The organism is Pseudomonas sp. S2_C11 (assembly GCF_054668395.1).
Genome location: NZ_CP162765.1, coordinates 3,305,906 through 3,319,860, shown reverse-complemented (window position 1 = coordinate 3,319,860; position 13,955 = coordinate 3,305,906). Strand labels below are relative to the sequence as shown.

13 protein-coding genes are annotated in these 13,955 nt (G+C 62.8%); 6 read left to right on the top strand and 7 right to left on the bottom strand.

Features of this window, described 5'->3' with window-relative positions:
- Position 1: 1 nt before the first annotated feature.
- Positions 2-751: a substrate-binding periplasmic protein gene (locus AB4N48_RS15005; protein ID WP_460093835.1), complete on the bottom strand. Its 750-nt coding sequence runs from the start codon at positions 749-751 to the stop codon at positions 2-4.
- Positions 752-896: 145 nt separating this feature from the next.
- Between AB4N48_RS15005 and dnaX the strand changes: the two genes are divergently transcribed.
- The 5 genes from dnaX to AB4N48_RS14980 all read left to right on the top strand — a co-directional run bounded on the left by dnaX (position 897) and on the right by AB4N48_RS14980 (position 6,706).
- Positions 897-2,981 carry a DNA polymerase III subunit gamma/tau gene (gene dnaX / locus AB4N48_RS15000; RefSeq protein ID WP_315435802.1) on the top strand — a complete coding sequence of 695 codons (2,085 nt, stop codon included), beginning with the start codon at positions 897-899 and terminating at the stop codon, positions 2,979-2,981.
- A gap of 66 nt (positions 2,982-3,047) precedes the next feature.
- Positions 3,048-3,386 carry a YbaB/EbfC family nucleoid-associated protein gene (locus tag AB4N48_RS14995; RefSeq protein WP_003223337.1) on the top strand — a complete coding sequence of 113 codons (339 nt, stop codon included), beginning with the start codon at positions 3,048-3,050 and terminating at the stop codon, positions 3,384-3,386.
- A 260-nt stretch (positions 3,387-3,646) separates the two neighbouring features.
- Positions 3,647-4,681: an NADP-dependent oxidoreductase gene (locus tag AB4N48_RS14990; RefSeq protein WP_095180857.1), complete on the top strand. Its 1,035-nt coding sequence runs from the start codon at positions 3,647-3,649 to the stop codon at positions 4,679-4,681.
- Between the two features lie 66 nt (positions 4,682-4,747).
- Positions 4,748-5,350, top strand: coding sequence for a recombination mediator RecR (gene recR / locus AB4N48_RS14985; RefSeq protein ID WP_016773861.1), 603 nt, complete (start codon positions 4,748-4,750; stop codon positions 5,348-5,350).
- A 207-nt stretch (positions 5,351-5,557) separates the two neighbouring features.
- Positions 5,558-6,706, top strand: a complete 1,149-nt coding sequence (locus tag AB4N48_RS14980; RefSeq protein ID WP_460093832.1) for an acyl-CoA dehydrogenase family protein — start codon at positions 5,558-5,560, stop codon at positions 6,704-6,706.
- Between the two features lie 111 nt (positions 6,707-6,817).
- Here the strand turns inward: AB4N48_RS14980 and AB4N48_RS14975 are convergent, their stop codons facing one another.
- Both AB4N48_RS14975 and fnr read right to left on the bottom strand, forming a co-directional pair.
- Positions 6,818-7,366: an adenine phosphoribosyltransferase gene (locus AB4N48_RS14975; protein ID WP_024012326.1), complete on the bottom strand. Its 549-nt coding sequence runs from the start codon at positions 7,364-7,366 to the stop codon at positions 6,818-6,820.
- 75 nt (positions 7,367-7,441) lie between these two features.
- Complete coding sequence (gene fnr / locus AB4N48_RS14970; protein ID WP_016773865.1) at positions 7,442-8,176, bottom strand: fumarate/nitrate reduction transcriptional regulator Fnr; 735 nt, start codon at positions 8,174-8,176, stop codon at positions 7,442-7,444.
- Between the two features lie 154 nt (positions 8,177-8,330).
- On the opposite strand from fnr, the gene AB4N48_RS14965 reads away from it, so the two are divergent.
- A complete protein-coding gene (locus AB4N48_RS14965; protein WP_150741395.1) occupies positions 8,331-8,813 on the top strand; it encodes a hypothetical protein in 483 nt (160 codons plus the stop codon).
- On the opposite strand, the gene hemN is transcribed toward AB4N48_RS14965, so the two are convergent.
- From hemN to AB4N48_RS14945, 4 genes are all read right to left on the bottom strand, one after another.
- Entirely contained in the window at positions 8,810-10,192 is a 1,383-nt protein-coding gene (gene hemN, locus AB4N48_RS14960) for an oxygen-independent coproporphyrinogen III oxidase (RefSeq protein ID WP_236169137.1), read from the bottom strand. The two genes, AB4N48_RS14965 and hemN, sit on opposite strands and share 4 nt — an antisense overlap.
- A gap of 197 nt (positions 10,193-10,389) precedes the next feature.
- Positions 10,390-11,073: a sulfite exporter TauE/SafE family protein gene (locus AB4N48_RS14955; RefSeq protein ID WP_041479091.1), complete on the bottom strand. Its 684-nt coding sequence runs from the start codon at positions 11,071-11,073 to the stop codon at positions 10,390-10,392.
- Positions 11,066-11,278, bottom strand: a complete 213-nt coding sequence (gene ccoS, locus AB4N48_RS14950) for a cbb3-type cytochrome oxidase assembly protein CcoS (protein WP_039763029.1) — start codon at positions 11,276-11,278, stop codon at positions 11,066-11,068. The genes AB4N48_RS14955 and ccoS overlap by 8 nt, the downstream gene beginning before the upstream one ends.
- 23 nt (positions 11,279-11,301) lie before the next feature.
- Positions 11,302-13,752, bottom strand: coding sequence for a heavy metal translocating P-type ATPase (locus AB4N48_RS14945; RefSeq protein WP_460093830.1), 2,451 nt, complete (start codon positions 13,750-13,752; stop codon positions 11,302-11,304).
- Positions 13,753-13,955: the final 203 nt, after the last annotated feature.

Genomic DNA, 13,955 nt, shown 5'->3' with positions numbered 1-13,955 from the left:
GCTAGGGTGTGGTTGAAGAGGCGCCGGTGTACAACCTGATTATGTCGTCGATCTCGCCGGACATTTTCATGCGCAGCAACGTTCGTAAAATCCGCTGCACCGGCACCTTCGGGTCGTTCCTCACATAGCAGCCGATATTCTGTTCCTGCAGCACCGCGACCCCTTGCAACTGCTGCTCCGGCAGCAGGCGTTGATTGATCCAGTCCAGGGTCCACTGATTGCTCACCGCATAGCGGTATCGCCCGGCCAGCAGCTTTTCCAGTACCTGTTCCTGATTGCGCGCGTCTTCGCGTTGCAACTGATCAGCGTCGAACAGCGGTTGCAGGGTAGGGTAGCTGTAACCGAGGACGGTGCCGATGGCCTGGCGCGGCAGCCGGGCGGGATCGATCTGCGCCGGTTGTTCCTTGCGGCTGATCAGCAGGTCGCGCTGAAACCACAACGGCACGCTCCAGATGTAATCGCCGGACTGATTCGGCAGCCACGACTGTGCGGCATAGCAGCGCACGTCGATGTCGCCGTGCTCCATGGCGCTCTGTACCCGCGCGCGCGGCAGGACGACGAATTGCGCTGGCGCGCCAACCTGGGTCGCCAGGCTGAGCAGGGCGTCGTGCAGGATGCCCTGGGTCGGTCTGCCGCCTTGCAGTTGCACCATCGGCATCGCCCAACTGTCCGGCACGGCGAAGCGCAACGGCGCTTGCGCTGCCATCGCGTTGAGGCTGATACCCAGCAATGCCGCCACGGCCCACCGCATAGACGCTCCGGTAATTCCTCGTCCCGAGCCGATAAAAGCCTCTGCTGAAGCAGCTTAGCCATATTAGACGAGGACACCGGATGCAATTTTGCCCTTGCTCCGCTAGCATTAGCCGCTTCTGCTTCCTTCGCTGCGACGGTTTTCGATGAGTTATCAGGTTCTTGCACGTAAATGGCGTCCGCGCTCGTTCCGCGAAATGGTCGGCCAGACCCATGTGCTCAAGGCTCTGATCAATGCCTTGGACAGCCAACGGCTGCACCACGCCTACCTGTTCACCGGGACGCGCGGGGTCGGCAAGACCACCATCGCGCGGATTATTGCCAAGTGCCTGAACTGCGAGACAGGTATCACCTCCAGCCCCTGCGGCGAGTGTTCGGTATGCCGCGAGATCGATGAAGGCCGTTTTGTCGACCTCATCGAGATCGACGCCGCCAGCCGCACCAAGGTCGAAGATACCCGCGAACTGCTCGATAACGTGCAGTACGCGCCAAGCCGTGGGCGCTTCAAGGTCTACCTGATCGACGAAGTGCACATGCTTTCCAGCCATTCCTTCAATGCGCTGTTGAAAACCCTCGAAGAGCCGCCGCCCTACGTCAAGTTCATCCTGGCGACCACCGATCCGCAGAAACTTCCGGCAACGATTCTTTCGCGCTGCCTGCAGTTCTCCCTGAAGAACATGACGCCCGAGCGTGTGGTCGAGCATTTGACCCACGTGCTCACGGCGGAGAACGTACCGTTCGAAGACGATGCACTGTGGCTGCTCGGTCGCGCTGCTGACGGCTCGATGCGCGACGCCATGAGCCTGACCGATCAGGCCATCGCGTTCGGTGAAGGCAAGGTCCTCGCGACCGACGTGCGGGCCATGCTCGGCACGCTGGATCACGGTCAGGTCTATGACGTGCTGCATTCGCTGATCGAGGGCGATGCCAAGGCGCTGCTCGAAGCCGTGCGGCATCTGGCCGAGCAAGGTCCGGACTGGAACGGCGTGCTCTCGGAAATTCTCAACGTGCTGCACCGCGTGGCCATCGCTCAGGCGTTGCCGGAAGGCGTCGACAATGGCCACGGCGACCGTGATCGCGTATTGGCCCTGGCCCAGGCGTTGCCGGCCGAAGACGTGCAGTTCTATTACCAGATGGGCCTGATCGGTCGTCGCGATTTGCCGCTGGCGCCGGACCCGCGTGGCGGTTTCGAGATGGTCTTGCTGCGGATGCTCGCGTTCCGACCGGCGGATACGGCGGACGCGCCGAGGCAACCGCTAAAGCCAGTGGGGATCAGCCAGGCCACAGTTGATTCCGCAAACTCAGTGGCTGCCGCGCCGAAGCCTGCGCCGGTGGTCGCTGCGGCTGCTGCGCCAGCACCCGCGCCCGCACCAGTAGCAGCGCCGGCTGCCGAGCCAGAACCGGATGTGCCGGTTGTCGAAGCGCACCCGGAGCCTGAGCCAGTCGCCGTCGAAACCGTGGTCGATCTGCCATGGAACGACCCGGTGGAAGCCGAGGCCGAGCCGGCGCCAGTTCAGCAACCCGCCGTCGAACCGGTGCTGGAAACCGCCGGCGAGCAGCCTGAACTGCCGCCGATGCCGCTGCCGACCCCGGACAGCGTGGTCCCGGATGCGCCGGAGTGGGCCGCTGCGCCAATTCCCGAGCCGTCCGTCGCCGACGTCGATGCCGCTACGCCGGGCATGGACATGGACGACGAACCGCCGCTGGATGAAGACTACATCGAGCCGGACATGGATTCGGCCTACAGCTACCTCGACGAACTGGCCAGCGAACACGCCGCCGATCCGGAGCCTGAGCCCGAGCCGGAACCTGCCGCCGCGCCGGCCACCGGCCTGGCCCTGCAATGGCTGGAGCTGTTCCCGAAGCTGCCGATTTCCGGCATGACCGGCAGCATCGCCGCCAACTGCACATTGATTGCGGTCGATGGCGATCACTGGCTGATGCACCTCGATCCGGCTCACAGCGCCCTGTTCAACGCCACGCAACAGCGTCGTCTCAACGACGCGTTGAACCAGTTCCACGGGCGCACGCTGACCCTGACCATCGAGCTGATCAAGCCCGAGCAGGAAACCCCGGCCCAGGCCGCCTCGCGCCGCCGCGCCAATCGCCAGCGTGAGGCGGAGGAATCGATCCACGGTGATCCGTTCATCCAGCAGATGGTTCAGCAGTTCGGCGCGGTGGTGCGAAGCGATACTATTGAACCTGTCGACGCCTTGGTCACCCAAGGCTAATAACTGAAGGTGCTCGGCCAAGATGGCCGGGCGCTGTTTTATCCAAGTACGTTTGAGGTGATTCCCATGATGAAAGGTGGCATGGCCGGCCTGATGAAGCAGGCGCAGCAGATGCAGGAAAAAATGGCCAAGATGCAGGAAGAACTGGCCAACGCCGAAGTCACCGGCAAGGCCGGCGGCGACATGGTCACCGTGGTGATGACCGGTCGTCACGACGTTAAAAGCGTGAGCATCGACCCAAGCCTGGTCGAAGGCCTGAGCGAAGACGACAAGGAAATGCTGGAAGCCGTGGTCGCTGCCGCCGTCAACGACGCCGTGCGCAAGATCGAAGCCAACAGCCAGGAAAAAATGGGCAGCATGACCGCCGGCATGAACCTGCCAGCGGGTATGAAACTGCCATTCTGATTCGCCTTTGGGCGGCAGATGAGCTACACAAAATGCCAGGCATTGTGCCTGGCATTTTTGTTTCTGCCTGATGGGCATGTGCCGCAGACTGACGCTTTCGCGAGCAGGCTCGCTCCCACAGGGATTGCATTTCCAAGTGTGGGAGCGAGCCTGCTCGCGAATGAAGTCACCTCGGCACAACTGAAGAAACATCGAACACACCACCGCTACCAAGGTCTGCTCCCTATACACCGAATTCCCCATTCACAGGAGACGCTGACATGTCCGACCCTCTCACCCTCAATCAACGCTTCGTCCTCGCCTCGCGCCCGAGCGGCGCGCCGACCCCGGAGAATTTCCGTCTGGAGCGCGAGGCGCTGCCGGACCTGCAGGACGGTCAGGTATTGCTGAAAACCCTGTACCTGTCGCTCGACCCTTACATGCGCGGGCGCATGAGCGACGCTCCGTCCTACGCTGCGCCAGTGCAAATCGGCGAAGTCATGACCGGTGGTGCGGTCAGCCGGGTCGAGCAGTCCAATCATCCGAAATTCCACGTAGGTGATCTGGTGGTTGGCGCCACCGGTTGGCAGAGCCACAGCATCAGCGACGGTCGCAACATCATGCCGATCCCGGCCGGCCTGCCGAGCCCGTCGATGGCCCTCGGCGTACTGGGCATGCCGGGCATGACCGCGTACATGGGCCTGATGGACATCGGCCAGCCGAAAGAGGGCGAAACCCTGGTAGTGGCTGCAGCGTCCGGTGCCGTCGGCTCGGTGGTCGGGCAAGTGGCGAAGATCAAAGGCCTGCGCGCGGTCGGCGTGGCTGGTGGTGCCGAGAAGTGCAAATACGTGGTCGAGGAGCTGGGTTTTGATGCCTGCATCGACCACAAGGCCGATGACTTTGCCGAGCAACTGGCCAAGGCCTGCCCCAACGGCATCGACATTTATTATGAGAACGTCGGCGGCCATGTCTTCGATGCCGTCGTGCCGTTGCTCAACCCCAAGGCGCGCATCCCGTTGTGCGGCCTGATCGCCGGCTACAACGCCGCCGAGGCGCCGACCGGCCCGGATCGTCTGCCGATGCTGCAACGCACTTTGCTCACCAAGCGTGTGCGGATTCAGGGCTTCATCGTCTTCGACGATTACGGTGATCGTCAGCCGGAATTCATCAGCCACATGGTGCCGTGGGTACGCGACGGCAAGGTGAAGTTCCGCGAGGACGTGGTCGAAGGCCTGGAGCAGGCGCCCGAGGCGTTCATCGGTCTGCTGGAAGGGCGCAACTTCGGCAAACTGGTGGTCCGGGTCGCCCAGGACTGAGGATTTGACGCTGGCCAGAGGCGCGGGTATAAACCGCGTCTCGTTGTTTAGTCGGACTGTTTACCCATGAGCTTCAGCCCCTTGATTCGCCAACTGATCGACGCTCTGCGCACCTTGCCGGGCGTGGGTCAGAAAACCGCTCAGCGCATGGCGTTGCAGTTGCTCGAACGTGATCGCAGCGGTGGTACCCGTCTGGCCCAGGCCTTGAGCCAGGCCATGGAAGGCGTCGGCCATTGCCGCCAATGCCGCACGCTGACCGAAGACGATCTGTGCCCGCAATGCGCCGACCCGCGCCGCGATGACACGCTGCTTTGCGTTGTCGAAGGGCCGATGGACGTTTATGCGGTGGAGCAGACCGGCTTCCGTGGCCGCTATTTCGTGCTCAAGGGGCACTTGTCGCCGCTGGATGGCCTGGGGCCGGAAGCGATCGGTATTCCGCAATTGATGGCGCGGATTGAAGAGGCGGGGACCTTTACCGAAGTCATCCTCGCCACCAACCCGACGGTGGAAGGCGAAGCGACGGCGCACTACATCGCGCAGTTGCTCAACAACAAAGGCCTGGTCGCCTCGCGGATTGCCCACGGCGTGCCGCTGGGCGGTGAGCTGGAGCTGGTCGACGGCGGCACGCTGGCGCATTCGTTTGCCGGGCGTAAACCTATCTCCCTGTAAGTCTCTATCGCCCTTGCGGGCCACATCGCTGGCAAGCCAGCTCCCACAGTGTTGGATGTGACCCACAGCATATGTGTCCACACCGAACCCTGTGGGAGCTGGCTTGCCAGCGATGGCCGCGCCGCGGTCCATCTGATTCGCACAATTTCATTGATAACCAAGCAAGCGCTCGGTTAACGTCGGCGAACCCTTCCGTGGAGCTCGCCCATGCCTGCCTTTCAGGAATACTTCGACCCCAGCCACCAATTGGTCCGCGACAGCGTCAGACGTTTTGTCGAACGTGAGATCCTGCCGGACATTGATCAGTGGGAAGAAGCCGAAAGCTTTCCCCGTGAGCTGTACCTCAAGGCCGGTGCGGCGGGCATTCTCGGTATCGGCTATCCCGAGGTGCTTGGCGGCAGCCATGAAGGCGATCTGTTCGCCAAGGTCGCCGCCAGTGAAGAGTTGATGCGCTGTGGCTCAGGCGGACTGGTGGCGGGGTTGGGGTCGCTGGATATCGGTCTGCCGCCGATCGTCAAATGGGCGCGGCCTGAAGTGCGAGAGCGAGTCGTCCCCCAAGTGCTCAGCGGCGAGAAAATCAGCGCCCTGGCGGTGACCGAGCCCGGTGGCGGCTCCGACGTCGCCAACCTGCAAACCCGCGCCGTGCGTGACGGCGATTGCTTCCGGGTCAGCGGCAGCAAGACCTTTATTACCAGTGGCGTTCGCGCGGATTTCTACACGGTCGCGGTGCGCACCGGTGCGCCGGGGTTCGGCGGTATCAGCCTGTTGCTGATCGAGAAGGACACGCCGGGTTTCAGTGTCGGTCGGCAATTGAAGAAAATGGGCTGGTGGGCGTCGGACACGGCTGAATTGTTCTTCGACGATTGCCGCGTGCCTGTAGGAAACCTCATCGGCGCTGAGAACATGGGCTTCGCCTGCATCATGGGCAATTTTCAGAGCGAACGCCTGGCGCTGGCGCTGATGGCCAACATGACGGCGCAATTGGCGCTGGAGGAGAGCCTGAAGTGGGCGCGCGAGCGTGAGGCATTTGGCAAACCCATCGGCAAGTTTCAGGTAATCAAACATCGGCTCGCCGAAATGGCCACGGCGCTGGAAGTGTCGCGGGAGTTCACTTACCGGCAAGCGGCAAAAATGGCGGCGGGGCAGAGCGTGATCAAGGAGATTTCCATGGCGAAGAACTTCGCCACCGACACCTCCGACCGGATCACCACCGAGGCCGTGCAGATTCTTGGCGGGCTCGGTTACATGCGTGAAAGCCTGGTGGAGCGGCTGTATCGGGATAATCGCATTCTGTCGATTGGCGGCGGAACGCGGGAAGTGATGAACGAAATCATCAGCAAGCAGATGGGGCTCTAAGTCCTGCGGTGTAGCTGCCGGCCCCTTTCGCGAGCAGGCTCGCTCCCACAGTTGAAATGCATTCCCCTGTGGGAGCGAGCCTGCTCGCGAAAGCGGCCTGTCAGACGCTGCTTATTTATCAGTCAACGCAAACTGCGTCAGGCAGAACGTCGGAATGCCCATGTCCTGCAAGCGCTGCGAGCCTTGCAGCTCTGGCAGGTCAATGATCGCCGCCGCTTCATGCACCCGCGCGCCCATGCGGCGAATCAGGTTGGCTGCTGCGATCAGCGTGCCGCCGGTAGCGATCAGGTCATCGAACATCACCACCGAATCGCCTTCACACAGGCTGTCGGCGTGCACTTCCAGAAACGCTTCGCCGTACTCGGTCGCGTAACCTTCGGCCAGTACGTCCGCCGGCAGTTTGCCTTGCTTGCGGAACAGCACCAGCGGCTTGTTCAACTGATAGGCCAGTACCGAACCGATCAGAAAACCACGGGCATCCATGGCGCCGATGTGGGTGAAGTCGGCTTCGACGTAGCGATGGGCGAAGCTGTCCATCACCAGGCGCAGGGCCGTCGGCGACTGGAACAGCGGGGTGATGTCGCGAAAGATCACGCCCGGTTTCGGGAAGTCGATCACGGGGCGGATCAGGGATTTGATGTCGAAGGAGTCGAAGACCATCGGGGTGTCCTGGCAGGGCTGCAAACGGCGCAGTATACCCGCGGCTGAAACGATTCGCTCAACCGCGGGTCGTGATCAGCCTTCGATCGAACCGCCGGCCAGCGCGCACAGCTGAATCGGGTCGAGGATATGGATCTCCTTGCCCTCTGCGGCAATCAGCTCGTTCTGCTGGAAACGGGTGAACACCCGCGACACGGTTTCCACCGCCAGGCCCAGGTAGTTACCGATTTCATTGCGCGACATGCTCAGGCGGAACTGGTTGGCCGAGAAGCCGCGAGCGCGGAAGCGTGCCGACAGGTTGACCAGGAAAGTAGCGATGCGCTCGTCAGCGGTTTTCTTCGACAGCAGCAGCATCATTTGCTGGTCGTCACGAATCTCGCGGCTCATCACCCGCATCAACTGGCGGCGCAGTTGTGGCAATTGCAGCGCGAGTTCATCAAGGCGCTCGAAGGGGATTTCGCAGACCGAAGTGGTTTCCAGCGCCTGGGCCGAGACCGGGTGTTTTTCGGTGTCCATGCCCGACAGTCCTACCAGTTCGCTCGGCAGGTGGAAACCGGTCAGCTGTTCTTCGCCGGCATCGCTCAGGCTGAAAGTCTTCAGGGCACCAGAGCGGACTGCATAAACGGAATCAAAGGTGTCGCCCTGGCGGAACAGGAATTCGCCTTTCTTCAGCGGGCGGCCGCGTTTAACGATTTCGTCGAGCGCATCCATGTCTTCCAGATTCAGAGAAAGTGGCAGGCAGAGCGGGGCCAGGCTGCAATCCTTGCAGTGGGCCTGGTTGTGAGCGCGCAGTTTGACTGGCTCGGACATTTCTTCAATCCTTGTGGGAAAACACACATAAGCCGTAAGGGTAACCCACGGGAGGACATTCAGGCCAGCACGTGGCGGCGTTGTCCTACAGACATAAAGCCGCAGCACCGGCGGCCGATAACCCGCTATCAGCACTCAACCAAGGAAGGCCCCGATGACCGCCATTGGTACGCTAAGCCCCGGCAGCAGCGGCGTTGCTGCTTCGCCGGAGATGACCAGCACCGACGCTGCAATCGATCGCGATGAAGACTTGTCGCACACGGCAACCCCGACCTTGGTCGAGGGCGTCAAAGTGTCGCTGTCCGGCGCGGCCATCGCCAAATCCGCCGCTGTCGGCGGCGAAAACAGTGACATCGACAACAGTGGCTTGCCGGAGAACATCCAGCAGTTGCTGAAGATGATTCGCAAGATCCAAAAAGAAATCATCGAGAAAAAAGCGCGCATGGCGGCGGTCATGTCAGACAGAACCCTCTCCACCGAGGAAAAGATCAACAAGCTCGCCGCACTGCGGGGCGCCATCGCCGCCCTCAACAGTGGCCTGATCACCGCCAACCTCGCCCTGTCGAAAGTCATGAACCAGTCGGCGCTCAATCCTGACCAGAACCTCAAAGTCGGCTCGTTGCTGACCAAGCCTTAAATCACCCGCGAGAAACGCTGGCGGTTCTGCTGCTCCAGGTACGCATCAAAGACCATGCACACCGAGCGCACCAGCAATCGGCCCGCTGGCAACACCTCGATGCGCTCGCGCTCGAGTCTGATCAGGCCATCCTCGGCCATACCTTGCAACTGCGGCCAGAGCGCGCCGAAGTAGCCTTGAAAATCGATGTTGAACTGCTGCTCGATCTCGGCGAACTCGAGTTTGAAATTGCAGATCAGCTGCTGAATCACTGCGCGGCGCAAGCGGTCGTCGGCGTTGCACACCAGACCGCGACTGGTCGCCAGCTGCGCGCTGGCCAGGCTGTTCTGATACGCGTTGAGGTCGCTGCTGTTCTGGCAGTACAGATCGCCGATCTGGCTGATCGCCGACACGCCCAGGCCAATCAGGTCGCAATGGCCGTGGGTGGTGTAACCCTGGAAGTTGCGTTGCAGGGTGTGCTCTTCCTGGGCAATCGCCAGTTCGTCATCAGGCAGGGCGAAGTGGTCCATGCCGATGTAACGGTAGCCGGCAGCGGTCAGTTGCTCGATGGTGCGCTGGAGCATTTCCAGCTTGTGCGCCGGGCTCGGCAGTTCGCTGCTGTTGATTCGCCGTTGCGGCATGAAGCGTTCCGGCAGGTGCGCGTAGTTGAATACCGAAAGACGATCCGGTTGCAGGCTGATCACTTCCTCGACGGTGCGGGCGAAATTGTCGGGCGTCTGCTTGGGCAGGCCATAAATCAGATCGATGTTGATCGAGCGAAATTGCAGGGTTCGCGCCGCATCGATGACCGCGCGGGTTTCTTCCAGGCTTTGCAGGCGATTGACCGCGCGCTGCACCGCCGGGTCAAGATCCTGCAGGCCAATGCTGACCCGGTTGAAACCCAGTTCGCGCAGCAGGCCCATGGTCGACCAGTCAGCCTCGCGCGGGTCGATTTCGATGCCGTAATCGCCGGAATCATCGTTGAGCAAATTGAAATGCTTGCGCAGGTGCGCCATCAGCTGGCGCAATTCGTCGTGGCTGAGAAAGGTCGGCGTGCCGCCACCGAAATGCAGCTGCTCGACGGTTTGCGCCGGGTCGAGGTGGCAGGCAATCAACTGGATTTCCTGCTCGAGCCGTTGCAGATACGGCTGCGCGCGACCGCGATCCTTGGTGATGACCTTGTTGCAGGCGCAGTAGTAGCAAATGTTCGCGCAGAACGGCACATGCACGTACAGCGACAACGGCCGCTGGGCCTTGCGGCTGTCGCGCAGGGCGTGGAACAGGTCGAAAGTGCCGACCTGACCGTGAAATTGCACGGCGGTCGGGTACGAGGTGTAGCGTGGCCCCGCCAGATCGTAGCGGCGGATCAGATCAGAGTCCCAACGAATGGCGTCGAGCATGCGGGCATTCCCCCGGATAGGCTGGCAGTGTGGCGAGTCTAGGGGAGTGCGTTACAGGGCATCTTGATTTGCATCAACGGCGAGGATTTGTGTTGTTCGTGCGGGCGTCTTCGCGAGCAGGCTCGCTCCCACATTGGATTTGCAGCGTACTCAAGACCTGTGGGAGCGAGCCTGCTCGCGAAGGCCGCGCCACACATTTAATGGCCCATAAGCCAATGCTGATGCGGGCCGGGAAGGGTCCACAGGCCAAACAGGATCACCAGCAAGCCACCCGCCATGCGCACGCTGCGTTTGCGCAGGATCGCCGTAACCCGTTCAGCCGCCAGCCCGGTGGCGAGCAGCACCGGCCAGGTGCCGAGGCCGAAAGCGAGCATCAGCAACGCACTGTCCAGCGCATTGCCCTGACTCGCGCTCCACAGCAAGGTGCTGTAAACCAGTCCGCACGGCAGCCACCCCCACAGCGCACCGAGCAGCAAGGCACGCGGCAGGCTGGAAACCGGCAGCAAGCGATTCGCCACCGGTTGAATAAAGCGCCATAAGCCACGCCCGAGCGCTTCGATACGGGTGAGCCCGCTCCACCAGCCGGCCAGGTACAAACCCATCGCGATCAGCAGCAACCCGGCCAGTACGCGCATGAACAGCGCCGCCGGGCTGTTGGCGACTGCCCAGCCGGCCAGGCCGATGAGCAGTCCCGCCGTGGCATAACTGAGAATCCGCCCGAGGTTATACGCCAGCAACAGACGAAAGCGCCGGCTGCGCTGCTCCTTGGGGATCGCCAGGGTCAGCGCGCCCATCAGACCGCCGCACATGCCCAGACAGTGGCCGCCACCGAGCAGGCCGAGGATCAGCGCCGAGACCAGCAGGGGCGCCAGTTCAAGCATGGGGTGGCGCCTTGTCGTCCGGTTTGCCGGCGTTGGCTTCGTCCACCGCAGCGGTGTGGTTGGGGTCCTGATCGTCAAAAAGGATGCTGTGTGCCGGGCCGTCGAGGTCGTCGTACTGACCGCTGTCCACCGCCCAGAAGAAGATGTACACGGCGATGGCGACGATGAGCAAGGCAGCGGGAATCATCACATAGAGAGCTGGCATCGGTAACTCCAGGCCCGCGCGGCTCAGGCCGGCAGCGGGCGGGTTGCTGTTGCGGTGCTGGCGGCCGGTGCGCTCGGCAGACGAGTCAGGCGCAGGGCGTTGAGCACCACGGTCAGCGAACTGATCGACATGCCGACCGCCGCCCACACCGGAGTGATCCAGCCGAGGGCGGCGAACGGCAACATGAGGCCATTGTACAGCGCCGCCCACAGCAGGTTTTCGATGATTACCCGGCGCGTGCGTCGCGCCAGCGTGAAGGCTTGCACCAGAGCGTCAAGGCGATTGGACAGCAACACTGCATCGGCGCTGGTTTTCGCCAGATCGGTGGCCGAGCCCATGGCCACGCTGATATCGGCCGCAGCCAGCACCGGCACGTCGTTGACGCCGTCACCGAGCATCAACACTTTGCGACCTTCGCGATGAAGTTGCTGCAGCACTTGCAGTTTGTCATCGGGGCGCAAGCCGCCACGGGCCTCGTCGATGCCCAGTTCGGCGGCGACACTGGCGACCATCGGCGAACTGTCGCCGGACAACAGCAAGGTGCGCCAGCCCCGCGCTTTGCAGGCCGCGAGCAGGGCGGGGGCATCGTCACGCAGGCGATCGTCGAGGACGAACCATGCCAGCGGCCCCTGAGTGTCGGCGAGCAGCAACCATTGTCCGGCTTCATCAGGCATTGACGGCAGTGCCGCGCCGCTCAGGGCACAGGCGAACGGCGCCTGACCGATGCGCAAGCGTTGCTCACCGACCACGCCTTCAAGGCCCAGACCGGGTGTGCTGTGCACGTCCTCGGCGGCCAGCGGCGCGCGACCGAAAGCGCGGGCGATCGGGTGTTCCGAGCGGTTTTCCAGCGCAGCGGCAAGGCTCAGGCATTGTTCGCTGTCGAGCGCGCCGAGCGGGCGAATCGAGCGCAGCACCAAGCGGCCTTCGGTGAGCGTACCGGTCTTGTCGAAAATCACCGTGTCGATCTGGTTCAAGCCTTCCAGCACATGGCCGCGTGTCAGCAGCAGGCCGAGTTTGTGCAGGGTGCCGGTGGCGGCGGTGAGGGCGGTCGGCGTCGCCAGCGACAGCGCGCACGGGCAGGTCGCCACCAGCATGGCGAGGACGATCCAGAACGCCCGTGAAGAATCCAGTTGCCACCACAGCACGCCGATCACTGCTGCAGCAATCAGCGACAGCAGCAGGAACCATTGCGCGGCGCGGTCGGCGATTTCGGCCAGACGCGGTTTCTCCGCCTGAGCGCGATCAAGCAGGCGCACGATCGCGGAGAGACGCGTGTCCTGTCCCAGCGCCTGCACTTGCACGGTCAATGCGCCTTCGACATTGAGCGTGCCCGCAGTAACAGCATCGCCGAGCGTGCGTGGCTGCGGCAGGTATTCGCCAGTCAGCAGCGATTCGTCGATGCTCGACTGACCGTCGATGATCTTGCCGTCAGCCGGCAGAATCGAGCCCGGCTGCACCAGAATCCGCTCGCCGACCTGCAATTCGCTGAGCAGGATGCGTTCGCTCTGGCCATTCGCATCCAGGCGCAGGCACGAGGCGGGCAACAGGTTGACCAGTTGCGCAGTGGCGGCAGCGGTGCGTTCGCGGGCGCGGCGTTCCAGATAGCGTCCGGCAAGCAGAAACAGCGCGAACATGCCGACAGCATCGAAGTACAGCTCGCCGACCCCGGTGATCGATGTCCAGATCCCGGCGATGTAAGCGCTGCCGATCGCCAGTGAAACAGAAACGTCCATGGTCAGGTGGCGCGTACGCAAATCGCGCATCGCGCCTTTGAAGAACGGCGCGCAGCTGTAGAACACGATGGGTGTGGTCAGAAACAGCGCGACCCAGCGCAGGATCGTGTGCAGCTCGGGACTGAGGTCGATGTTGAATTCCGGCCAGGTGGCCATGGTCGCCATCATCGCCTGAAACCACAGCAACCCGGCGACGCCGAGCTGGCGCAGGGCCAGGCGATTCTCGCTGGCCAGCTGTTCGCTGGCGCGGTCGGCCTGGTACGGGTGGGCGGCGTAACCGATGTGGCGCAGCTCGGCGAGGATCTGGCTCAGCGGCAATTGTGCGTCGGCCCAACGCACGTGCAGGCGATGGTTGGACAGGTTCAACCGCGCTTCGGCGACGGCGGGCAGGGTGCGCAGGTGTTTCTCGATCAACCAGCCGCAGGCGGCGCAACTGATGCCTTCCATCAACAGCGTGGTTTCAGCCAGATCGCCTTCGTGGCGCACGAAGGGCTGCTGCACGTCGGCGCGGTCGTACAGCGCCAGTTCATCGCTCAGTTGCACCGGCAGCGCTTCGGGATTGGCCGACGCTTCGCTGCGATGCTGGTAATAGCTTTCCAGACCACCGGCGACGATGGCTTCGGCTACCGCCTGACAGCCCGGGCAGCAGAACTCGCGGGCCTGCCCGAGGACGACGGCGGTGAAGCGGCTGCCGGACGGGACGGGCAGGGCGCAGTGGTAGCAGGGAACTGGGGTGGTCATGGCATTGATGAGGGTATGAGCCCTTGCATTGGGGGTGTTCGCTTGCCCTCACCCCAGCCCTCTCCCGGAGGGAGAGGGAGCCGATCGGTGTAAGCCTGAAGAGCGGCTTCAGTCGCCGACATTGTCACTGTCATACGCCCCGCTTCCAAGCAACCGAGATCAGTCCCCTCGCCCTCCGGGAGAGGGCTAGGGTGAGGGGCTCT